This is a genomic window from Micromonospora sp. LOL_024 (assembly GCF_048060415.1).
Lineage (GTDB): Bacteria > Actinomycetota > Actinomycetes > Mycobacteriales > Micromonosporaceae > Micromonospora.
In genome coordinates this window covers 63,538-84,721 of sequence record NZ_JBHMIS010000011.1, presented here as the reverse complement: position 1 = coordinate 84,721, position 21,184 = coordinate 63,538, and the positions used below count along the sequence as shown (strand labels likewise).

19 protein-coding genes are annotated in these 21,184 nt (G+C 71.6%); 12 read left to right on the top strand and 7 right to left on the bottom strand.

Annotation, left to right across the window (positions count from 1 at the left end; all coding sequences use genetic code 11):
* Positions 1-22 precede the first annotated feature (22 nt).
* Positions 23-481: an Lrp/AsnC family transcriptional regulator gene (locus tag ACFHWY_RS14465; RefSeq protein WP_416580701.1), complete on the top strand. Its 459-nt coding sequence runs from the start codon at positions 23-25 to the stop codon at positions 479-481.
* 59 nt (positions 482-540) lie between these two features.
* Positions 541-2,478 (top strand): beta-propeller domain-containing protein, encoded by a 1,938-nt coding sequence (locus ACFHWY_RS14460; RefSeq protein ID WP_416580700.1) that lies wholly within the window; start codon positions 541-543, stop codon positions 2,476-2,478.
* Between the two features lie 57 nt (positions 2,479-2,535).
* Here ACFHWY_RS14460 and ACFHWY_RS14455 read toward each other — a convergent pair whose 3' ends face one another.
* The 3 genes from ACFHWY_RS14455 to mobA all read right to left on the bottom strand — a co-directional run bounded on the left by ACFHWY_RS14455 (position 2,536) and on the right by mobA (position 4,616).
* Positions 2,536-3,615, bottom strand: coding sequence for a T3SS (YopN, CesT) and YbjN peptide-binding chaperone 1 (locus tag ACFHWY_RS14455; protein WP_416580699.1), 1,080 nt, complete (start codon positions 3,613-3,615; stop codon positions 2,536-2,538).
* Positions 3,616-3,696: 81 nt separating this feature from the next.
* On the bottom strand, positions 3,697-3,987 hold the full coding sequence (locus ACFHWY_RS14450; protein WP_416580698.1) for a DUF6457 domain-containing protein: 291 nt from the start codon (positions 3,985-3,987) through the stop codon (positions 3,697-3,699).
* Positions 3,984-4,616: a molybdenum cofactor guanylyltransferase gene (gene mobA, locus ACFHWY_RS14445; protein ID WP_416580697.1), complete on the bottom strand. Its 633-nt coding sequence runs from the start codon at positions 4,614-4,616 to the stop codon at positions 3,984-3,986. The genes ACFHWY_RS14450 and mobA overlap by 4 nt, the downstream gene beginning before the upstream one ends.
* A gap of 128 nt (positions 4,617-4,744) precedes the next feature.
* On the opposite strand from mobA, the gene fdhD reads away from it, so the two are divergent.
* Positions 4,745-5,599, top strand: a complete 855-nt coding sequence (gene fdhD / locus ACFHWY_RS14440) for a formate dehydrogenase accessory sulfurtransferase FdhD (RefSeq protein ID WP_416580696.1) — start codon at positions 4,745-4,747, stop codon at positions 5,597-5,599.
* A gap of 12 nt (positions 5,600-5,611) precedes the next feature.
* On the opposite strand, the gene ACFHWY_RS14435 is transcribed toward fdhD, so the two are convergent.
* Both ACFHWY_RS14435 and ACFHWY_RS14430 read right to left on the bottom strand, forming a co-directional pair.
* Positions 5,612-6,322, bottom strand: coding sequence for a GAP family protein (locus ACFHWY_RS14435; protein ID WP_416580695.1), 711 nt, complete (start codon positions 6,320-6,322; stop codon positions 5,612-5,614).
* 39 nt (positions 6,323-6,361) lie between these two features.
* Positions 6,362-7,387 carry a DUF4192 domain-containing protein gene (locus ACFHWY_RS14430; RefSeq protein ID WP_416580694.1) on the bottom strand — a complete coding sequence of 342 codons (1,026 nt, stop codon included), beginning with the start codon at positions 7,385-7,387 and terminating at the stop codon, positions 6,362-6,364.
* Positions 7,388-7,551: 164 nt separating this feature from the next.
* On the opposite strand from ACFHWY_RS14430, the gene ACFHWY_RS14425 reads away from it, so the two are divergent.
* The 7 genes from ACFHWY_RS14425 (at position 7,552) to ACFHWY_RS14395 (ending at position 16,676) form a co-directional block, all read left to right on the top strand.
* Positions 7,552-8,466 carry a fructosamine kinase family protein gene (locus ACFHWY_RS14425; RefSeq protein ID WP_416580693.1) on the top strand — a complete coding sequence of 305 codons (915 nt, stop codon included), beginning with the start codon at positions 7,552-7,554 and terminating at the stop codon, positions 8,464-8,466.
* A complete protein-coding gene (gene moaA, locus ACFHWY_RS14420) occupies positions 8,463-9,476 on the top strand; it encodes a GTP 3',8-cyclase MoaA (RefSeq protein ID WP_416580692.1) in 1,014 nt (337 codons plus the stop codon). The genes ACFHWY_RS14425 and moaA overlap by 4 nt, the downstream gene beginning before the upstream one ends.
* Positions 9,477-9,478: 2 nt before the next feature.
* The gene (locus tag ACFHWY_RS14415) at positions 9,479-9,727 is read left to right on the top strand and encodes a MoaD/ThiS family protein (RefSeq protein ID WP_416580691.1); all 249 of its coding nucleotides are present in this window, start codon (positions 9,479-9,481) and stop codon (positions 9,725-9,727) included.
* 13 nt (positions 9,728-9,740) lie between these two features.
* Entirely contained in the window at positions 9,741-11,051 is a 1,311-nt protein-coding gene (locus ACFHWY_RS14410) for a metallophosphoesterase (RefSeq protein ID WP_416580690.1), read from the top strand.
* 62 nt (positions 11,052-11,113) lie between these two features.
* Positions 11,114-14,302: a UvrD-helicase domain-containing protein gene (locus ACFHWY_RS14405; RefSeq protein WP_416580689.1), complete on the top strand. Its 3,189-nt coding sequence runs from the start codon at positions 11,114-11,116 to the stop codon at positions 14,300-14,302.
* Between the two features lie 544 nt (positions 14,303-14,846).
* A complete protein-coding gene (locus ACFHWY_RS14400; protein WP_416580688.1) occupies positions 14,847-15,284 on the top strand; it encodes an LppU/SCO3897 family protein in 438 nt (145 codons plus the stop codon).
* A gap of 150 nt (positions 15,285-15,434) precedes the next feature.
* Positions 15,435-16,676, top strand: a complete 1,242-nt coding sequence (locus ACFHWY_RS14395; RefSeq protein WP_416580687.1) for an AAA family ATPase — start codon at positions 15,435-15,437, stop codon at positions 16,674-16,676.
* Between the two features lie 19 nt (positions 16,677-16,695).
* On the opposite strand, the gene ACFHWY_RS14390 is transcribed toward ACFHWY_RS14395, so the two are convergent.
* Together ACFHWY_RS14390 and ACFHWY_RS14385 are read right to left on the bottom strand one after the other, a co-directional pair.
* Positions 16,696-18,129 carry a polysaccharide pyruvyl transferase family protein gene (locus tag ACFHWY_RS14390; protein WP_416580686.1) on the bottom strand — a complete coding sequence of 478 codons (1,434 nt, stop codon included), beginning with the start codon at positions 18,127-18,129 and terminating at the stop codon, positions 16,696-16,698.
* Positions 18,130-18,239: 110 nt separating this feature from the next.
* On the bottom strand, positions 18,240-18,785 hold the full coding sequence (locus ACFHWY_RS14385) for a GNAT family N-acetyltransferase (protein ID WP_416580685.1): 546 nt from the start codon (positions 18,783-18,785) through the stop codon (positions 18,240-18,242).
* 134 nt (positions 18,786-18,919) lie between these two features.
* On the opposite strand from ACFHWY_RS14385, the gene ACFHWY_RS14380 reads away from it, so the two are divergent.
* The gene (locus tag ACFHWY_RS14380) at positions 18,920-19,465 is read left to right on the top strand and encodes a DoxX family protein (RefSeq protein ID WP_416580684.1); all 546 of its coding nucleotides are present in this window, start codon (positions 18,920-18,922) and stop codon (positions 19,463-19,465) included.
* A 204-nt stretch (positions 19,466-19,669) separates the two neighbouring features.
* Positions 19,670-21,112, top strand: a complete 1,443-nt coding sequence (locus tag ACFHWY_RS14375) for a glycosyltransferase 87 family protein (protein WP_416580683.1) — start codon at positions 19,670-19,672, stop codon at positions 21,110-21,112.
* The last annotated feature ends 72 nt before the right edge of the window (positions 21,113-21,184 follow it).

Genomic DNA, 21,184 nt, shown 5'->3' with positions numbered 1-21,184 from the left:
ATTGCTTCCATGAGGCGGAACATTGCAGATAGACGCCGTAGACCAGCGAATCATTGCTTTGCTCGTCGCTGACGCCCGAGCCTCGTACGCGGACATCGGCATCCGGGTGTCACTCTCCGCTCCGGCAGTCAAGCGACGGGTCGACCGGCTACGGGCCGCCGGGGTGATCCGGGGATTCACGGCCATCGTCGACCCCGCCTCGGTCGGATGGACCACCGAGGCATTCGTCGAGCTGTTCTGCGCCGGGCGGACCACCCCGGCACAGATCGGTGTAGCGGTGCGACGCCACCCCGAAGTGATCGGCGCATACACCGTCTCCGGCGAGGCCGACGCGCTGGTGCACCTGCGCGCCGCCGACATCTCCCACCTGGAGGAGGCGTTGGAGCGACTACGGGCCGAATCGTTCGTGACCTCCAGCCGCAGCACCATCGTCCTCTCCCGACTGGTCGAGTCCCCCGGCGTCGGCCCCTCGACCCGCTGACCCCGTAACCGCACGCCGACGAGTGGAACCGGACGCGCAGCGGCCGCGTCGAATCGGCCATGAGACGGGGAACCAAGCTCGCCGCCGCCGGCGGCACGCTGGTCACGCTCGCGCTGCTCGCCGGCAGCGCGGCGGTACCGGAACCGGCGCCACCGGCACCCTGGGCAGTCGGGCCACCGATGGTGCCGGTCGGACTGGTCTCCTTCGACTCCTGCGCCGATGCCCTCAGCGAACTTCGCGCCGCGGCGACCGCGTCGGTCGGCCCCTACGGCTTCGGCGGCGAGGCGGTGCTGCTCAGGGATCGGGCGGCGACGGCCGGTGGCGCCGAGTCGATGGCCCGGACCTTCGCCGGCGCCCCTGGCGACGCTGCGGCCCGGACCGGCGGCGCCGGTCACTCCACGACCAACAATCACGAGGCCGGCGCGGACGAACCCGACCTGGTCAAGACCGACGGCCGCCGGATCGTCACGGTCACCCACGGTGTGCTGCGGGTGATCGAGCCGGTCAGCCGCCGGGTCGTCGGAGAACTCGACCTGACCGGCGGCCAGGACGAGTTGCGCTTGCCGGAGCACCGGCTGCTGCTGCTCGGTGACCGCGCGCTGGTGCTCGCCGCCGACGCGCCGGGCCCGGCCGGCAACCACTGGTCGGCGGGACCGGCCGGCGCGACCCGCCTGATGCTGATCGGCCTGGCCGGCCAGCCCCGACTGCTCGGCACGTACCGGATGCGGGGCAGCACCGTCGACGCCCGGCTGACCGACGGCACCGCCCGGGTGGTGGTCCGCGCGACGCCCCGCCTGGAGTTTCCGTTCGAGCCCGCCGGCAGCGACCCGGTCCGGACCGAACGCAACCGCAGGGTGATCGCGCGGGCCGATGTCGAAGCCTGGCTGCCGGAGTACGAGTGGACGGCCGGCGCCGAGCGGCACACCGGGCGGGTTGGCTGCGACCGGCTCAGCCGCCCGAAGCGGATGACCGCCTCGTCCACCCTCACCGTGCTCAGCTTCGACCTCACCAGCGATCGACTCGGCGACGGCGACCCGGTCGCGGTGGCCGCCGACGCCGATACCGTCTACGGCACGGCGACCGGGCTCTACCTGGCCGGTCAGCGGCCGATGGCGATGCCCGCCACGCCCCACTGGCGGCCGTCGTCGGCCGATCAGGTCACCGAGATCTACCAGTTCGACACCGCCGCGCCGGGCCGGCCCCGGTTTCTCGCCGCCGGCTCGGTGCCCGGCTGGCTGATCAATCAGTACGCGCTGTCGGAGTGGGCGGGGCACCTACGGGTCGCCACCACCACCGGCGATCTCGGGGGTGACGGAAGTGCCTCGGAATCCGCCGTGCACATCCTGCGTCGCGACGGTGGGGCGCTGGTGCCGACCGGAGTGGTCGGAGGCCTGGGGCGGGGCGAACGGATCTACTCGGTGCGCTACCTCGGGCCGGTCGCTTACGTGGTCACCTTCCGGCAGACCGATCCGCTCTACTCACTGGACCTGACCGATCCGGCCGCGCCGGTGGTCACCGGCGAGCTGAAGATCACCGGCTACTCGGCGTACCTGCACCCGCTGCCCGACGGGCGGTTGCTCGGGGTCGGTCAGGAGGCCGACGGCCAGGGCCGGGCCGAGGGTGTGCAGGTGTCCCTCTTCGACGTCCGTGATCCCGCCCGGCCGACCCGTCTGGACCAGTGGCATCTGCCCAACGGGTGGTCGGCGGCCGAGCACGACCCGCACGCCTTCCTGTACCGGCCGGACACCGGGCTGGTGGCGCTGCCGGTCGACACCGGCATCCGGCTGCTGCGTGTCACCGGCGACACGATCAGCGAGATCGGCGCGGTGACCCATCCCAGCGTCGAGCACCCGACCGCCCGTCGCCCGTGGATGTCGTCGCCGGCGGTACGCCGGTCGCTGGTGATCGGCGACGTGCTCTGGACCGTCTCCGACGTGGGCCTGCGGGCCAGCGACCCGGTCACCGCCCGGAGCCTGGGCTGGATCACGACGACCTGAGCTTTCCTCCCGCGCGGGTGGGGTCCGGTTTCTCGGGGTTTCCGGGCCCCACCCGCCTCACAGGTACATGCCGGTGCGGTGCTCACCGCGCCCAGGCTTGTCGCCTTCGCCGAAGAAGCGCTTGCCACCGAACTCGCCGTGCAGGCGGTCGTCCAACTCGTCGGCGAGCCCGGTCATCACCTGCACCGCCAGCATCAGATGAGTGGGCTGGAAGTTGCGGCCGAAGACCGGAATTGACGCCCACACGGTGTCGTCGGCGCAGTAGAGGCGCCCGATCGGCATCCGGTTGGTCAGCTCGGAGAGCTTCACGTAGAGCCGCTCGGTGGGCTCGACCTCGGTGAGTACCGGGGAGAACACGTCGACCAGCGGTGGGTTGTCCCGGACCCGGACGAAGACCATTGCCGAGCCGGCCCGGATGTTGATGTCGCCGTCGGAGTCGACCTGGACCCGATCGGAGTCCGACTTGAGCATGGTCGAGACGACGGTACGGACCCGCTCGGCCAACTCCAGCACCTCGGTGTCCGCGCCGGCCTCGCCGGCGGCGGCCAGCACCTCCTCCAACTCGGTGCCGATCGCCCGGCCCAGCCCGTCATCGCTGCGCGCGGTTCCCAGCGGCGGCCCGGGCAGCGGCTCGCCCTCGGCATCGGAAACCAGGTAGACCAGGAAGGCCGGATGTGGCGCACCGTAGACGTCGCGCAGGGTACGCGAGAGCATGGCGGCCAGCCGGGTGGCCTCGCCCGTCGGGTAGTCCGCGCCGAACTGGTCTCCCGATCCCTTCACCACACCCGGCGGCGACCAGCCCAGCGCGATCATGTCGGCGACCGCCCCGCGATCCAGCCGGTAGCCCTGCGGCAGGGTCGCGTTGCCCACCGCCCGGGCGGCCAGCAGTCCGTCCGCGCCCACCTCGACGTAGACGGAGTAGACGGCGTCGTCGGTGCCGGAGGCGGTCGGGTCGAGCGTCAACTCCAGATTCGCGCCCGCCGGCAGCGCGGCCAGCCGGTCGGCCAACGCTCGGGCGAACTCCCGCCACGCCTGGGTCACCTTCGCCCTGAGGTCGGCCGTGCTCGGCTCGTCGAGCAGAATCGACTCGTGGTGCGCCGGCGCACCGGGCGGCGCCGAGGGGTGGTCTGCCGTCATGATCGCCTCCGTCCGTTGCGGTCACCCTACCCAGCCGGCCGGTGGGAAGGATCAGCGCGGACCGTGATCGGACAACGGCGGTCAGTCGGCCCGTGGAGCCGGCCCGGCCGGGTCCGGATGAGGCTGCCGATCGCCGCCCGACTCGACCGGCCAGGCGCCGGCCAGCCCGGCGAGCCGGGCAGCGGTCGCGGCGGGATCAGCACCACGCCCGACAGCCAGCCCGAGCAGGTACGCGGTGACCGGGGCGCCCGGCCGCAGCACCTGGTGGGCCACGTCCCGGGCCAGGTCCAGCACCGTCGGCACCGGCACCTGCGCCGGATCGAGACCCAGCTCCGCGCAGACCGCCGTGACCCAATCGTCCAGCACCGTCATCGCGTCCACTCCTCTGCCCGGCGTACGTCACCCTCAGTGTCGCAGTCGAACCAGGGCTCCGGGCCGTCGCAGGTCCACGTCACCTCGCGTACGGCCAGTCCGGCGAGGAGTTCCCGAAGCGACGCGCCGGCCAGCTCACCGCGCCGCCCAGCGAGCCGGTCGAGGGCGGTACGCAGCGCGTCCGGCCGCCACACCCCGCACAACGTCTGCCACCGGCCCGAGGTGTCCACGAAACACGCCCCGTCGCTGCCGGTCGGCGTTCCGCCACAGCCGGCCCGACGGTCGAGATCAGCGTGATCGAGGTAGCGCAGCAACCGGCGGACGGCGGACCGGGTCAGCAGCGGCAGGTCGGCCGCGAGCAGGGCCACGGCCGGCACGTCGACGTCGAGCAGGGCGATTCCCGCGGCGATGGCGGCGACCGGCCCGCCGCCGGGCGGCACCTCCCGGGTGAGCCGTACCCCGGCGGGCGCCGGCCCGGCCCCCACCAGGATCCGGGGCGAGGCGTCCCCGACCGCCGCGAGCACCCGCTCCCGCATCGGCACACCACCGACGGGCAGCGCAGACTTGTCCCGCCCGCCCATCCGTCGCCCCGCGCCACCCGCGAGCACCACCGCTGCGTACGTCCTCACGGCGTCACGGTAGCCGCCCGTCGTACCCCGGGATCCTCCCCCGCCGCGCGCCTGCGCTCCCCCAGGTCGGTAGGGGCAGTGGCGGGTGTGGCGAGGTCCGGACGAGGGCGGCGGGAGAGGATGGCGGGGTGGGACGGGCGAGTGAGCGACGTGACGTGTTGCGGGTGGACCTGGACGCTACGGAGACCGGGCGTGCCCGGGTACGCCGGCCAGACACCCTGACCGCCGAGGAACCGCTGGAGATCCGGGTCGGTCCGGCCGGGCCGGGTCGGCGCCCACCGCTGACCGTCACCATGCGCACCCCCGGCGCCGACCTCGATCTCGCCATCGGTTTCCTACTCACCGAGGGGCTGGTCCGGTCGACGGACGACGTGTCGACGGCTCAGCTGTGTGCCGGCCCGGATACCCCGAACACCTACAACGTGGTGGACGTGACGCTGGCCGCCGGCGTGCCAGATCCGGTGACCGACGCCACCCGACACTTCCACACCACCAGCGCCTGCGGGGTGTGCGGCAAGGCGAACATCGACGCCATCCGTGCCCGGTCGCTCTTTGACGTCAGCGACGACCCACTGAGCGTGCCGGCGGAGCTGCTCGCCGAGTTGCCGCAGCGGTTGCGGGCCGGACAGCGGGGCTTCGACCGCACCGGCGGCCTACACGCGGCGGGTCTGTTCAACGCCGACGGTGACCTGGTGGTGCTGCGCGAGGACGTGGGCCGGCACAACGCGGTGGACAAGGTGGTCGGCTGGGCGGTACGCGATCGCAGGTTGCCGCTCTCGGGCCACGTGCTGCTGGTGTCCGGCCGGGCCAGCTTCGAGCTGACCCAGAAGGCGTGGATGGCCGGCGCGCCGCTACTCGCCGCGGTCTCCGCCCCCAGCACGCTCGCGGTCGACGTGGCCAACGAGGCGGGGCTGACCCTGGTCGGCTTCCTACGCGGCCGGACGATGAACGTCTACACCGCCGCCCACCGGGTCACCGGGTGATCCGTCCCGCTGTCAGCGACGGGCGAACATCTCGAACAGCTCCAGCCGGACGGCGGCGTCCCGGGCGATCAGGAAACCGGCGATGCCCACCACCCAGCCGAGCATGCTCCCAGACGACCTGACGATCCAGGCGTTGAACCGGTTGAGCACCGGCTCGACCAGCCCCGGCCAGGCGATCCGCACGCCGAGCAGCAGCGTCGCCGGCAGCACCATTACCAGGCAGTACCCGCCGAGGAGGGCCAGCACGGTCGGCACGGCGAGGCCCGAGGTGGTCAGCAGGCCCAGCGCGCCGAGGTACGGCAGCATGGTGGCCACCTCGGCGAGCGCGGCGAACAACGCCAGCCCGACCAGCCAGCGCGGTGACGAGTCGGCGGCGGTCGCCCGTTCCCGCCAGCGCAGTACCCGGCCGGTACCCGCGCCCCGCTTGCCGTCGTATCGGAAGCTGAGCACGAACAACCCGACTCCCAGGGCCAGTTGCAACCAGAGCGCCGGCCGGTTGTCGAGCGCACCGCCGAGACGCTCGGCCAGACCGCTGCCGCCGAAGTAGAGCAGCAACCCGACCAGGAAGTAGAAGCCGGTGATGGTGCCGAGGTAGGTCAGCACCCGTCGAACGCTCACCGGCCCCGGGGCGAGCAACAGCCAGACGGGAATGAACAGGGTGCCGATGCTGGTGCTGTCGATCAGCGCCAGGCCGGCGAGGGACAGCAGCAGCGCAACGCTCATGCCGTACCGGCGATCAACTCGAACATAGAGGTCGATTATTCATCGCGGTCGGCGCCGGGCGCGACGCGGCGCCCTCGGTCTACCGGTTGCCGGCCAGCCGTCCAGGCGGGACGGGCTTACGCCCTGGCGCAGCAGATCGTCCAGCAGCAGCGCGAGCGAGTATTCGGGATGCTCGGCCAGCACCCGTTCCAACGCGACGGCAGCCAGCGCGCCCTGACCCGCGCGCCACGCGGCGAACGCGAGCAGCGCCCCCGGGGCGGCGGTCAGCGCCGGGTCGGCCCGGCGCAGCGCCTCCGCCCAGAACGCGAGGTCCTCGTCTCGGCCGTCGGTGCGCTCCCATGCCTGGTCACGTACCGGGAGGTGGGTCAGGAGCAGGCAGAGCCAGGCCAACTCGTCGTCGGTCAGCCGCTCACCGTCGCGGTGCTTCCGGCGAAGGTCCCGCATCGCCGAAACCCCGGCCGCCCGCAGAGCCCGCCCGCCGAGCAGGTCGGTAGGGGGTGCCGATGCCAGCAGGTCGGCGATTCGTCGTTCCGCCCGTTCGGTGGCCTCCCGCATGGTCGCCGAGCTGACCGGGGAGACCTGTGCGGCGAGCGCCGCCCGGTCGGGTAGCGCGACCTGGCCGGCAAACACTGCCGCCGCTGGAAGGGTGCTCGCCTGCGGGTCGTACGGGGTGCCTGCGGGCGGGCAGCACTCCGGCTGAGCGCAGACGTACGACCACCACCGCCCGTCGGTGACCCGCAGGGCGTCGAGGACGGTGAGCCCGACGGCGGCCAGCGCGGCCCGTACCGCGTCGACCGCCGGGGTCACCTGGGCAGCCGGACCGTACCCGATCACGGTGGCCGACTCGGCACCCTGACGGGCCGTCACGGCGGCGATGTGTTGACCCGGCTCGTAGGGATCTGCCTCGCCCGGCAGGTCGCCGCGCGCGACGAAGACGATCCGCGGGCCGGACATCGCCACCACCACGACGCTGTCGGCGGGATGGAAGCCGAGCAGATACGGCACGGCGGCGATGAGGTCGGCGGGAGAGCGGACGGTGAGCCGGGGCAGGTCGGTCGAGTTCATGCAGGAAGCCTGCGAGCCGAGCGGCCAGCGCCGCCGCCCCTGTGGACGACACGCGGGTTGTCCACAGACACGGAGAGTATCTTCGCAGTTCGCAGCGGATCGGCTTGCGCTTGGACAGGCGTTTACCGGGGACCCTCCTACACTTCAGGCGATACGTTGCCAGGATGGATCTGGCGTACCTGCGGGCGCATCCCGAGCACCTGCCGACCTTCCTGACCCACCAGCGGATCCGGGAGACGCCGGTGTCCGGCGGCAACATCTGCGCGGCTTCCCGGCTGACTCTGGACGACGGCCAGTCGGTGTTCGCGAAGACCTGGCCATCGGAGGCGGGGCGGCCGCTGCCGGAGGGCTTCTTCGCCACCGAGGCGGCCGGACTGCGCTGGCTGGGCGAGGCCGGGGCGGTGGCCGTACCGGAGGTGCTGGTGGCGCTACCCGACCTGCTGGCGCTGGAGTGGGTCGAACCGGGTGAGCCGAGCCCGGAGGCAGCCGAACGGTTCGGCCGGGAACTGGCCGGACTGCATCGGGCCGGCGCCCCGGCGTTCGGCGCGCCGTGGCCGGGGTTCATCGGTGCGCTACCGGCGGACAACACGCCGCACGAGGGCTCCTGGCCGCAGTGGTTCGCCCGGACCAGGCTGCTGCCGTACCTTCGGCGCTCGGTCGACGGTGGAGCTCTCAACGGCATGGATGCGGCGCTGGTCGAGCAGGTGGTGGCCCGGGTCGACGAGTTGGGCGGCGACGAGCCGCCGGCCCGGATCCACGGCGACCTCTGGCCGGGCAATGTGCTCTGGGGCAGCGACGACCGGGCCTGGCTGGTCGACCCGGCGGCGCACGGCGGCCACCGGGAGACAGACCTTTCACAGCTCACGCTCTTCGGCGGTCCGCCTTATCGGGAGCGGATCCTGGCGGCCTACCAGGAGACCTGGCCGCTGGCGGACGGCTGGCAGGCCCGGGTGCCACTGCACCAGCTGCATCTGCTGCTCGTGCACACCGCCGTTTTCGGCGCGGCGTACCGTGATTCGGCAACCCGCAGCGCTCGGGACGCCCTGAGCGGGGTCGGGCGCGCTACGGTCGACGGGTGAGCCTGCCCCCGCCGACCGGCGACGTCCTCGTCGACCGGTTCGGCCGTGTCGCCCGGGACCTGCGGGTGTCCCTGACCGACAAGTGCAACCTGCGCTGCACCTACTGCATGCCCGCCGAGGGGTTGCCCTGGCTCGCCGGGCCGCAACTGCTCACCGACGACGAGGTGATCCGGTTAATCCGGGTCGCGGTGTGCCTGCTCGGGGTGAACGAGGTGCGGTTCACCGGGGGTGAGCCGCTGATCCGGCCCGGCCTGATCGGCATCGTCACGGCCGTCGCCGCGTTGGACCCGCGTCCCAGGATCTCGTTGACCACCAACGGAATCGGCCTGGGACGTCTCGCACCGGCGCTACGCGCCGCCGGCCTTGACCGGGTCAACGTCTCGCTGGACACGCTGGACCGTGAGCGGTTCAGCCAGCTCACCCGTCGGGACCGGCTGCCCGACGTACTGGCCGGTCTGGCCGGCGCTGCCGACGCCGGCCTCACCCCAGTCAAGATCAACGCCGTGCTGATGCGCGGCGTCAACGACGACGAGGCACCGGCGCTGCTCCGCTTCGCTCTCGACCACGGCTACGAGCTGCGGTTCATCGAGCAGATGCCGCTGGACGCCCAGCACGGGTGGGACCGGGCGGCCATGGTGACCGCCGAGGAGATCCTGGTCACGCTTCGGACGGCGTACGACCTGAGCCGGGACCCGACCGAGCGTGGCGCGGCACCAGCCGAGACCTGGCTGGTCGATGGCGGTCCGGCCCGGGTAGGGGTGATCGGCACGGTCACTCGGCCGTTCTGCGGCGACTGCGACCGGACCCGGCTCACCGCCGACGGCCAGATCCGTAACTGTCTGTTCGCCAAGGACGAGTCGGATCTACGCGGCGCGTTGCGGGCCGGCGCCGACGACGAGGAGCTGGCCCGGCGCTGGCAGGCGGCGACGTTGGGCAAGCGGGCCGGACACGGCATCGACGACCCATCGTTCCTGCAACCGACCCGGCCGATGTCGGCAATCGGAGGCTGATGATGGCGAGCGTCACCGTCCGTTACTTCGCCGGGGCGCGGGCCGCCGCCGGTCGCGCCGAGGAGACCACCTCTGCCGGCAGGTCGCTGGAGGAGTTGCTGGCGGAGCTGGCCGAGCGGCACGGCGGGCGGATGGTGCCGGTGCTGGCGGTGTCGAGTTTTATGGTCGACGGCGTGACCTGTCATGATCGGCAAAAGCCGCTGCCGGCCGGGGCGACGATCGACGTCCTGCCTCCCTTCGCCGGTGGCTGAGGGAGAACCAGACGTGTTCGCGGTACTCGGCTTCGTGGTCACCCTTGCCCTGGTCACCGGGCTGATCCATCTCTACCTCTGGAAGCGGCTGGTAAGGGACACCACCACGATGGGGCGCCGGCGGCGGGCCGGTACGGTCACCGCGGTGGTGCTGGCGCTGCTCGTACCGGCGACCATGGTCGGCACTCAGGCTGGAATGTACTGGCTCGCCTGGCCGGGCTACCTCTGGCTGGCGCTGATGTTCTACCTGCTGGTGTTGCTCGTCGCGATGGAGATTCCGCTGCTGGTGACGCGACTGGTGCTGCGCCGCCGGGGGGTCGTGGCCGCGCCCGAGCCGGTACTGGTCGGCTCGGGCGACGCGCTCGGACCCGCACCGTCGGCCGATGGGCCGGCCGCGACCGGCGGGCGGACGCCGATCGCCGCGGCGCCCTCGACCGACGTCCCCGCCGAGCCGCCGGCCGCCGGGGCGATCGGGCCGGACCACGATCCGGGCCGTCGCCTGCTGCTCGCCCGGGGAGCCGCGATCTTCGCCGGCCTCACCGCCGCCGGACTGGTCGGCTACGGCGTACGCACCGCGATGGGCCCGCCGCAGCTGGACCGGGTGCAGATCCCGCTGGCCAAGCTGCCGCGCAGCATGGACGGCCTACGCATCGCCACCGTCTCCGACATCCACATCGGGCCGCTGCGCGGCCGGGCGCACACCGAACAGATCGTGGCCGCGATCAACCGGCTGGACGCCGACATCGTCGCCGTGGTCGGTGACCTTGTCGACGGCACGGTGGCCGAGCTGGGTGAGGCCGCGGCACCGCTGCGGGGCCTGCGTTCCCGACACGGCAGCTACTTCGTCACCGGCAACCACGAGTACTACTCGGGCGTGGAGGAGTGGGTGGCCGAGGTCGACCGGCTCGGGCTGCGGGTACTCCAGAACCAGCGGCTGGAGATCGCAGCCGGCGGTGGCGTCCTCGACCTGGCCGGGGTCAACGACGTCTCCGCGGTGGGCAGTGGGGTGTCCGCACCACCGGACTACGCTGCGGCGCTCGCCGACCGGGACCCGTCCCGACCGGTGGTGCTGCTGGCCCACCAGCCGGTGGCCGCGCTGGAGGCCGCGCGGTACGGCGTCGACCTGCAACTGTCCGGCCACACGCACGGCGGCCAGATGATCCCCTTCAACCTGATGGTCAAGCTCGAACAACCGGTGGTCTCCGGACTGGGCGAGGTGGACGGGACGAAGGTCTACGTCACCAACGGCGCCGGCTTCTGGGGCCCGCCGGTGCGGGTCGGCGCAGAGCCTCAGATCACCCTCGTCGAGCTTCGCTCGGCATAGCGCAGCTCACCTTTGTAGCGTGGCGACGCGCGGGATCGCGGCCTGGCGTGGCAGGATGCGGCGTGCCCCCGTTCAGCGCCCTACCCCCCGGTGGCCTTCCGCCGTTCGTCGCGGACCTGCACATCCACTCGAAGTACTCGCGGGCGTGTAGCCGCGACCTGACGTTGCCGAACCTCGGCTGGTGGGCGCGACGCAAGGGCATTGCGCTCCTGGGCACCGGCGACTTCACCCATCCCGCCTGGTACGACCACCTGCGTGAGACATTGCATCCCGCCGAGCCGGGCCTGTACCGGCTGTCGCCGGAGGCGGAGCGGGACATCGCCCGCCGGCTGCCGCCCCGGCTGTCCAGCGAGGCGGAGAGCGACCCGGTCCGGTTCATGCTCAGCGTCGAGATCTCCACCATCTACAAGCGTGACGACCGGACCCGCAAGGTCCACCATCTGGTCTACCTGCCGGACCTGGACGCGGTGGGCCGGTTCAACGCCGCCTTGGGCCGGATCGGCAACCTGGGCTCGGACGGTCGTCCGATCCTCGGCCTGGACTCGCGGGACCTGTTGGAGATCACTCTTGAGGCCAGCGACGACGGGTACCTCGTCCCGGCGCACATCTGGACACCGTGGTTTTCCGCGCTGGGCTCGAAGTCCGGCTTCGACGCGATCGCCGACTGCTACGCCGACCTGGCCGATCACATCTTCGCGGTGGAGACGGGGCTCTCCTCCGACCCCGAGATGAACTGGCGGGTCGGTAGCCTGGACCGGTACCGGTTGGTCTCCAACTCGGATGCGCACTCACCCCCCGCGCTGGCCCGCGAGGCGACGGTGTTCGCCTCGACCCGGGACTACTTCGGCGTTCGCGAGGCGCTGCGTACCGGCGCCGGGCTGGCCGGCACGATCGAGTTCTTCCCTGAGGAGGGCAAGTACCACGCGGACGGCCACCGGCTGTGCGGGGTGAACTGGGCGCCCGAGCAGACCCGGGAGACCGGCGGACGCTGCCCGGAGTGCGGCAAGCCGCTGACCGTGGGGGTGCTCAGCCGGGTCGAGGACCTGGCCGACCGGCCCGAGGGGTACCGGCCGGAGCACACACCCGAGGTGACCCACCTGGTCCAACTCGCCGAGATCCTCGGTGAGCTCAACAAGGTCGGCCCGCGTTCCAAGAGGGTAGAGGGGAAACTCACCGAGCTGGTCGCCGCGCTCGGCTCGGAACTGGAGATCCTGACCCGCGTGCCGGTCGACGAGATCAGCCGGGTCGGCGGGGAGTTGCTGGCCGAGGGAATCGGCCGGCTGCGCCGTGGCGAGGTACGCCGGGTACCCGGGTACGACGGCGAGTACGGCGTGATCACGCTTTTCGATCCCGCCGAGTTGGGCGGTGCCGGAACGTCGGCGGGGCAGGAGACGCTTTTCGACGTGCCGGTCCCGGCGCGGCGACAGCCCACGGAGCCGGCGGTCAGGCCGGACGCCAGGGCAAAACGGCCGGCGGCCAGGCCCGAACCGAGGCGCACGCCGGCACCGCCGATCGCACCGCCGCCCTCGCCGCACGAACCGTTCGAGCCGATGCTCGCCGGGATGGAGGAGGTCGGTAGCGGGCTACTCGACCGGCTCGACGCGATGCAGCGGGTCGCCGCTTCGGCACCCGGCGGTCCGCTGCTCATCGTCGCCGGTCCGGGCACCGGCAAGACGCGCACGCTGACCCACCGGATCGCCTACCTCTGCGCAGAGCTGAGCGTGTTCCCGGAGCATTGCCTGGCGATCACTTTCACCCGGCGAGCCGCCGAGGAGTTGCAGCACCGTCTCGACGGCCTGCTCGGTCCGGTCGCGGAGGACGTCACCGTCGGCACCTTCCACTCGCTGGGGCTGACCATCCTGCACGAGAACGCCGAGGCCGCCGGCCTGCCGGATGGCTTCCGGGTCGCCGACGACGCGGATCGGGCGGCGGCGCGCACCGACGCCGGCGCGGACCTGACCCGCTACACCGCCCTGCTGCGCAAGCTGGGCATGGTCGACCTGGACGAGCTGCTCACCCTGCCGGTGGCGCTGTTGCGGGAGGACCGGTCGCTGGTCGAGCGATACCGGCAGCGATGGCAGTGGATATTCGTGGACGAGTACCAGGACGTCGACGCGGTGCAGTACGAGTTGCTGCGCCTGCTCAGCCCCGCCGACGGCAACCTGTGCGCGATCGGCGACCCGGACCAGGCGATCTACTCCTTCCGGGGTGCCGACGTCGGGTACTTCCTGCGCTTCTCGGAGGACTTCACCGATGCCCGACTGGTCCGGTTGAACCGCAACTACCGTTCCTCCGCTCCGATCCTGGCCGCGGCGGTGCAGGCCATCGCGCCGTCCTCGCTGGTCCGGGGCCGCCGGCTCGATCCGGCCCGGCTCGACCCGGAGGCACCGATGGTCGGCCGGTACGCTGCGGCGTCCGTCGCCGACGAGGCCGACTTCGTGGTACGCACCGTCGACGACCTGGTCGGTGGCCTCTCCCACCGGTCGTTGGACTCCGGCCGGATCGACGGCCGGTCGACCACGCTATCCTTCTCGGACGTCGCGGTGCTGTACCGCACCGACTCGCAGGCCGCACCCATCGTGGACGCCCTGTCGCGGGCCAACGTTCCGGTACAGAAGCGTTCGCACGACCGGCTGCGGGACCGCCCCGGCGTGGTGGCGATCGCCCGCGAGTTGCGGCACGCATCGGGTCTCGACGGTGCCCTGCCCGCCCGGGTACGCGTCGCCGGCCAGGTGCTCGCGGAGCGGTTCGCCGCACCCACGCTCGACGGTTCGGGTGGCGTTCGCCCGGAGGACGTCCGGACCGCGGTCGACCTGCTGACGCCGCTGGCCCGCCGGTGTGGCGAGGACATGGAGATGTTCCTGTCCCAACTCGCCACCGGGGCCGAGGTGGATGCGCTCGACCCCCGGGCCGAGGCGGTCACCCTGCTGACCCTGCACGCCGCGAAGGGGCTGGAGTTCCCGGTGGTCTTCCTGGTCGGTGCCGAGGACGGCCTGCTGCCGCTGCGCTGGCCCGGCACCACACCCGACGACGATACGGTCGCCGAGGAACGCCGGCTCTTCTTCGTGGGGTTGACCCGCGCGCAGGACCGGCTCTATGTCAGTCACGCGGCCCGCCGGGTCCGGCACGGGTCTGAGCGCGACTGCCGCCCGTCGCCGTTCCTCGACGTGGTCGACCCGGGCCTGTTCGAACGCCTGGGCGACAGTGACGGGCCGCGCCGACCGAAGGACCGTCAGCTGAGGCTCATCTGACGGTCAAGGCCGCTCGCGGCGGGATCGGACCTGGGTCGTAAAGCCGACCGTCCGTCACTTCGGTGGTCCTGTCGTAGACACTACGGTGACGTGGGCGGCGGTCATCGTAGTGGGTCGGACACTCGACGGCTCCACCGACTGGCCTAGGAGGGCGTGTATGGCGAACTACGGACCACCGGGCGGCGCACAGCAGCCTTGGCACGAGCCACGGCCCGGTGAGGCGTACGGCTCGGGAAAGCCAACCGACCCGCAGCCGCCCTACGGGCCGGGCGGGAGGCCCTACGACTCCGGGCAGCCACATGGGTCGGGTCAGCCACATGGGTCCGACCGTCCCTATGGGTCCGGTCAGGGTTACGGTGCCGGGCAGCCCTACGACGGGGGGCCGGATCACGGCGGTCCCCACTACGGCGCCGCCGAGCAGGGTTACGGCCCCAACCCACAGGAGACCGAGGCTCACCGCACCTACCGGGACGATGGCGGGGCGGCCACCGGGTACGCCGGGACGCCCGCGTCACCGCCGGGGCGTAGGCGCCGCCGAGGCCCGATGTTCATGGCACTGGCGGCGGTGATGGCGCTGGCGCTGGCCGGTACGACGGCGTTCTTCCTGCTCGGGGAAGACGGCGAGGCGCCTGCCCCGGTGTCCGCGCCGGCCGAAGAGGTGGCGCCGTCGGATTCCGACGCACAGGACGAGGACGAGACACCGCCCAGCGAGCCGGCTGCCATCTCGTCCACCGACCCGCGCTTCGTGCGGGCCGGCCAGTGCGTGAGCAACGAGGCATCGGCCGGCGCGAAACCCGAGCTGCTGATCGGTGAATGCGGGTCGAAGTCGTACGAGGTGTTGCGGCGCTTCGACGGCAAGACCAGTGGTGAGAAGGACGCCGAGGAGAAGTGCGCCAAGGTCGACGGCTACACCAACTGGTACTTCTACGACAGCGAGCTGGACTCGCTCGACTTCGTGCTCTGCCTCAAGCAACGCGGCTGACCCGGCCCGCCCGGCTGATCGATCGGCAAAACTAGTGCTGTCTAGCGTCCATGCTAGACAGCACTAGTTTTGTCTCGATGGCCAACACGCCGGTAGCCCCATCTACGCATGTCTAGCCTCTCGGCTAGACAGCCCGATACTCTGCGATTCGTGGATCCGGTCCGCAACCCGTACGCCCCGGGCGCCGGTCAGCGCCCGCCCGAACTGGCCGGGCGGGGGCGGGAGCTGGACGTCTTCGACATCGTGCTGGAACGCATCGCCCGTGGCCGCCCCGAGCGCAGCCTGATGCTCACCGGGCTGCGGGGAGTCGGCAAGACCGTCCTGCTCAACACCCTGCGGTCCCAGGCGATCAACCGGCTCTGGGGCAGCGGCAAGATCGAGGCGCGACCGGATCAGTCGCTGCGCCGACCGGTCGCCGCCGCCCTGCACATGGCCGTCCGGGAACTCGCGCCGCGACACCGGGCACCGGACCGGATCGACGCGTTCCTCGGGGTGCTCAAAGCCTTCGCCCAACGGGGTGCACCGACCGGGCGCGGCGGCGCGGCCCCGAAGCTGCGTGACCGGTGGCAGCCCGGCATCGACGTGCCGGCGGCCAGCGGGCGCGCCGACTCGGGCGACATAGAGATCGATCTGGTGGAGTTGCTCACGGACGCCGCCTCGGTCGCCAGCGACGTCGGCACCGGCATCGCCATCTTCATCGACGAGATGCAGGATCTCGGCCCGGAGGACGTCTCCGCGCTCTGCGCCGCCTGCCACGAGCTGTCCCAGCTCGGCGCGCCGCTGATCGTCGTCGGTGCGGGGCTGCCCCACCTGCCGGCGGTGCTCAGCGCGGCCAAGTCGTACTCCGAGCGGCTGTTCCGCTACCAGCGCATCGACCGGCTCGACCGGATCGCCGCCGACCACGCACTCTGCGCCCCCGCCGAGCGGGAGGACGTGGAGTACGAGGCGAAGGCCCTCGACCTGCTCTACGAGAAGTCGGGCGGCTACCCGTACTTCGTGCAGGCGTACGGGAAGGCGACCTGGGACCACGCGCCCCGGACGCCGATCACCGCCGCCGACGTGCGGGTCGCCGCACCGGAGGCCGAGGCGGAGTTGGCGGTCGGGTTCTTCGGTTCCCGCTTCGAGCGGGCCACTCCCGCCGAGCGGGAGTACATGCGGGCGATGGCCATGCTGTCACTGGTCGAGGGGGAGACCGACGGCGGCGGACGGGACGACATGGACGCCGCCGTGCCGACCGCGGAGATCGCCCGAGCACTCGGCCGCAAGCCCGCCAGCCTCTCCCCGGCCCGCGACGCCCTGATCAAGAAGGGCCTGATCTACTCGGGCGAACGCGGCACGGTGGCCTTCACCGTCCCGCACTTCGGCCGCTACCTGCGCACCCAGCCCGCCTGACCCAGCGCACGCGGTGCCCTCAGGGCTGACGGCGGAGCCGACGGGTGAGCGCGCGACTGTGACGCAACGCGGAACGCACAGGTGCCGGCAGGTGCCGTCGCTCGCCAGTCGCCCCGACCCCCGTTGGCGCAGCGGTGTGCGGAAACGGGATATGCGGCTTGTGCGCCCGACGCAGCGCTCGGAGGCCACCCAGCGAGTACAGCTCCGCCAGCCGGGCGGTGATCCGCTCTCGGGCCTCGGGGTCGGTGGTCATCAGCGTGGTCACCGCCGGCGGCAGACCCACGGCGTCCAACCGCCTGTCGTAATCGGGGTTGGCCTTGCCCGGCTGGAAGACGTGCTCGATGCCGTTGCGCTCAAGGAAGCCGGCGAAGCGGTCCCAGCGCTGCGCCTGCCCGGCGTTAAAGGCGGTGTAGTCGGCCTGGGCGTAGAGATCGGCGGCGTCGACCTCCGGGCTCAGGTCGGGGACCAGGCTGTGCGGGATGTCGTGGTACTGGGCCAGTTCCAACGTCCGGCTGTCGTGTGCCAGGACGTAGGCGGGCGTGCCGGCGGCCAGCGCCACGATGTTGCCGTGGATCCGGGTGCCGAAGGAGAAGTCTCGCTCGGCGAGGTAGCGCATCCAGGTCCAGGTATCGACGAAGAACCGGATGCGGTCCTCCCGGTAGAGCTGGTGGCCGGTGTGGTGCGGCAGTCCCGGCCGGACGTTGTGCGGGTGGGTCCCCCACAGCAGCAGCTCGAGTACCTCGTCGCCCTGCGGAACGTAGACCATGTTCGGGTAGCGCTTGGCGTGGCGGGTCCCGACCTCGTCCATCAGCCGCACGTAAGGCGAGATGTTGACCGTGAAGCGGCTCTCCGGCGTGAGCTCGGCCACCCGTTTGGCGACCTGCAGGTCCGGGCCGTCGCGGAACAGCGACGGACAACCCACGACGTCGACCACGTCGTCACCAAAGCCCAGCTCGGCGAGGTACGCGCGGCTGAATTCGCCGCGCACGCCGATTGTCGCCGACTTTTCGAGAACCGCGCGTACGAACCGACCCACCGCCGCACGCAGCTCGTCCGTGGGTGGTGGGAATGGGTTGTCGAGGCTCCCGGTGCCGCCCGCGACGCCGACGCCGATCACCACGACCGGGATCCGCAGCCGCTCAATCACCCACGTGAGACGCTCAAGATTGTCCAGGAATCTCAGCCGGAAGGCATTTGCCAGGGGCACCACGAACATGTCGAACTGCTCGTTGATCCGGTCCACGTACGCCTGGTCCACGCCGGGACGCTCGCTGAGGAACGAGTTGGACACCACCTCCGTCCCCGGCACGCTGATCAGCTTGTGCACCGACTCGGTGAAGACCAGATTTCCCACGTTCCGCCCGAATATGCCCTGCTTGTACAGCGCGAGGGAGAGCTCCGGGCTGACCGGCGTGAAGGGGTCCTTGGCAGAGCGCAGCAGGACACGGGTCATCGGGTCGGAGCCTCCGGAGTGCGGGGGGGGGTGCGGGGTAGCCGAAAGTTGTTAGATGCTAGCCAACCGCGTCGTCGGCCGCCACATCGCTGCCGGTCGGTCGGAAGGCGTCAGACCTTCGACCACGGCGGCGGGAAGACCACCTCGCCCTGGGGAGCAGCCGGCTCGCCACTGACCGTCGACGGCAGGACGAGCGCCTGCCACGGCTCGCCCAGCCCCGACCACGGGCTGGTCAGGCCCAACTGGTCGGCGCGGGTGAAGCCGAAACGCCGGTAGTAGGCCGGATCGCCGAGCACCACCACCAGCCGCTCGCCCAACTCCGTCGCCGCTTCCAGGGCCGCCTGCACCACCGAGGCGCCCAGCCCGATCCGCTGCCGGTGGGGTGCCACCGCCACCGGTCCGAGCACCAGCGCCGGCAGGCTCGCTCCCGCCGAACTCACCACGACCCGGCTGAGCAGGGCGTAGCTGACCACCTCACCGCCGTACTCGGCGACCATCGCCAACTTCGGAATCCAGGCGTCGCTGCCGCGTAGCTCGTCGACGAGCCGCACCTCCGGTGGGACGGCCACGTCCGGCCGTGCGAAGGCCGCGGCCAGCACCCGCCGGACCGCGCCGGTGTCGGCCGGTTCCTCCGGGCGTAGCCGCAGCGTCGTCACGCGGCGAGATTACCGCCTGTGGCCGGTCCACCCACGACGGTCTCGGGAACTGGGCACAGTGGCGCAGTCACCCAATCGATCGAGATGTGCCGTTGCCGGGCGTGGCGATGCCCGGAACAGGGTATGACTGGTCCATGACGCCCGTACGATCCCTCGCCCGCGCCATGCTGAGCGGCATCTTCGTGGTCAGCGGCGCCCGCAACTTCGTCAGTCCTGAACGCCTGGTGCCTACGGCTAAACCGATCACCGACCGGGTGGCGCCGCTGCTGCAAGGGGCCCACCCGGGTATCCCCACGGACACCGCGACCCTGATCCGGGCCAACGCGGCGGTGCAGTTCGGCGCCGGACTGATGCTCGCCACCGGCCGACACACCCGGCCGGCGGCCCTGGTGCTGGCAGGCACGCTGATCCCGGTGACGCTCGCCGGACACCCCTTCTGGAGCACCGACGACGCGACGGCGAAGAACAGCAACCAGGTCCACTTCCTGAAGAACCTCGGTCTCTTCGGTGGGTTGATACTCGCTGCGGCGGACACGGAGGGTAGGCCGGGGCTACGCTGGCGCGCCGGACACCGGATCGGCCACTCGCGACGTTCGGTGCGCCGCGCCGTCCGGACCGCCCGGCGTGAGGCCAGGATCGCCGTCCGGTCCGCGTCAGCCGCTCGACGCCTACCCGGCTGAGCTGCCGCTGTCCGCCCTCACGCCCGACTAAGGCCACGAATCACCTGAACCACCCACCAGGCGTTAACGCGGTTGAAATATCAAGAGAATGTGTGGGATCGGACACGGTCGCATAACGTGGGAGGCACTGACGGGATGCGTCGTTCTAGGCTCCGTACTGGACCTGGACGGGTAGGACGACATTGGTACGGGGGTGGCCACGCCATGCCGACGAACGTCGGTAGAGGGCTGGACCGCCTCGCTACAGTCCGTCGCGCAACGCGTGGGATCGATCGTAGGACAGTCGTACGGGCGGGCATCGTGGCCGCCGTCGCCTATGCCGCATGGCTCGCCATCGGCGAGTTCGGGCGTCCGTACAACTTCTTCGACATGAAGATCTACCACGGCGCGGTGGTCTGGTGGGCGAGCGGTCACGAGCTGTACGAGTTCGTCGCGCCCGGCACCACCCTGGGCTTCACCTACCCACCCTTCGCCGGGCTGGCCATGCTCCCGATGGCACAACTGCCGGTGGCCCTGGCCGGCCTGCTGAACGCCGCGGTCAGCATCGCCGCACTGGCCGTCGTACTGGCGGCGCTGCTGCGCCCGATCGTCGACCGGCTCTGTTGGCCGCTCTGGTACACGGTGGCCATCGCCACGCCGCTCGCCGTCGCCATCGAGCCCACTCGGGAGACGCTCGGCTACGGACAGGTCAACCTGCTGCTGTTCGCCCTGATCATTGCCGACCTGATCGCGCTGCGCTGGCGGTCCCGCCGCGGAACCCATCAGGCCGAGACCGACGGGGCGCTGCTGCGGTTCGTCTACAGTGGCACGTGGGCCGGCGTGGGCATCGGCCTGGCCACCGCCGTGAAGCTGACCCCGGCCCTGTTCATCTTCTACCTGATGATCACCCGTCAGTGGCGAGTGGCCGCGACGGCCGTCGGCACCGCCGTCGCCGTGACGATCGGCAGCTTCGGCGTCGTCGGCACCGAGTCCCGCGCGTACTTCGGCAGCGTGCTGTGGCAGACCGAACGGGTGGGCGCCGCCGACATGACGCCCAACCAGTCCCTGGCCGGCCTGCTGGCCCGGCTCTACGACTCGATCGAGACCCCTGGGCTGCTCTGGCTCGCCTTCTCCGTGTTGATGCTGGCGCTCGGCCTGTCCCGGGCCTCGAACGCCCACGCCGACGGCGACGAACTGACCGCGTTCACGCTGGTGGGCCTGACTGCCAACGTGATCAGTCCGATCTCCTGGACTCACCACCTCGTCTGGGTGATCCCGGCGATCATCGTGCTGGCCGACGCCGCCGCACGCCGCCGCGACGCCAGCCGAAGACCGGTACCGCGCCCGGCGACGGGTCCGTACGGCGGCCCGCCGGGACTGTCCACCCTGCGCTCGCCGATCTGGTACCCGACGCTGACCGGACTCCGGCACGGCGTCGCCGCGATCGGGCTCTACCTGCTCTTCCTGGTTTCGCCGATCTGGCCGTTCGAGCACCAGTTGCCGGAGGTCTCCCACTACGAGGACGGCCTGTTCGGCGCACTGATGGAGAACTCGCTGGCGCTGGCCCTGATCGTGCTGGTCGCCGCGCTGCCCTGGCGGCCCGGCGCGGAACCCGCCTTCCACACCGACCGGATGGCGCGCACCGCGATGCTCTACGGCCGGCGGTAGGGCGGCATCTCCCGGCACCGGGGCCAGGTCCAAGCCTCGCCACTGCGGTGCTGGCCCGCAAGTGCGGCGGCG

What these genes read in the sequence shown, in the direction of transcription:
- ACFHWY_RS14430 (WP_416580694.1), bottom strand. Translation starts at nt 7,387, where the DNA reads ATGAACTCGACCGACCTGCCCCGGCTCACCGTCCGCTCTCCCGCCGAC.
- ACFHWY_RS14425 (WP_416580693.1), top strand. Translation starts at nt 7,552, where the DNA reads ATGGATCTGGCGTACCTGCGGGCGCATCCCGAGCACCTGCCGACCTTC.
- ACFHWY_RS14460 (WP_416580700.1), top strand. Translation starts at nt 541, where the DNA reads ATGAGACGGGGAACCAAGCTCGCCGCCGCCGGCGGCACGCTGGTCACG.
- ACFHWY_RS14415 (WP_416580691.1), top strand. Translation starts at nt 9,479, where the DNA reads ATGGCGAGCGTCACCGTCCGTTACTTCGCCGGGGCGCGGGCCGCCGCC.
- ACFHWY_RS14390 (WP_416580686.1), bottom strand. Translation starts at nt 18,129, where the DNA reads ATGACCCGTGTCCTGCTGCGCTCTGCCAAGGACCCCTTCACGCCGGTC.
- ACFHWY_RS14450 (WP_416580698.1), bottom strand. Translation starts at nt 3,987, where the DNA reads ATGACGGTGCTGGACGATTGGGTCACGGCGGTCTGCGCGGAGCTGGGT.
- ACFHWY_RS14435 (WP_416580695.1), bottom strand. Translation starts at nt 6,322, where the DNA reads ATGAGCGTTGCGCTGCTGCTGTCCCTCGCCGGCCTGGCGCTGATCGAC.
- ACFHWY_RS14375 (WP_416580683.1), top strand. Translation starts at nt 19,670, where the DNA reads ATGCCGACGAACGTCGGTAGAGGGCTGGACCGCCTCGCTACAGTCCGT.
- ACFHWY_RS14455 (WP_416580699.1), bottom strand. Translation starts at nt 3,615, where the DNA reads ATGACGGCAGACCACCCCTCGGCGCCGCCCGGTGCGCCGGCGCACCAC.
- ACFHWY_RS14400 (WP_416580688.1), top strand. Translation starts at nt 14,847, where the DNA reads ATGTTCATGGCACTGGCGGCGGTGATGGCGCTGGCGCTGGCCGGTACG.
- ACFHWY_RS14380 (WP_416580684.1), top strand. Translation starts at nt 18,920, where the DNA reads ATGACGCCCGTACGATCCCTCGCCCGCGCCATGCTGAGCGGCATCTTC.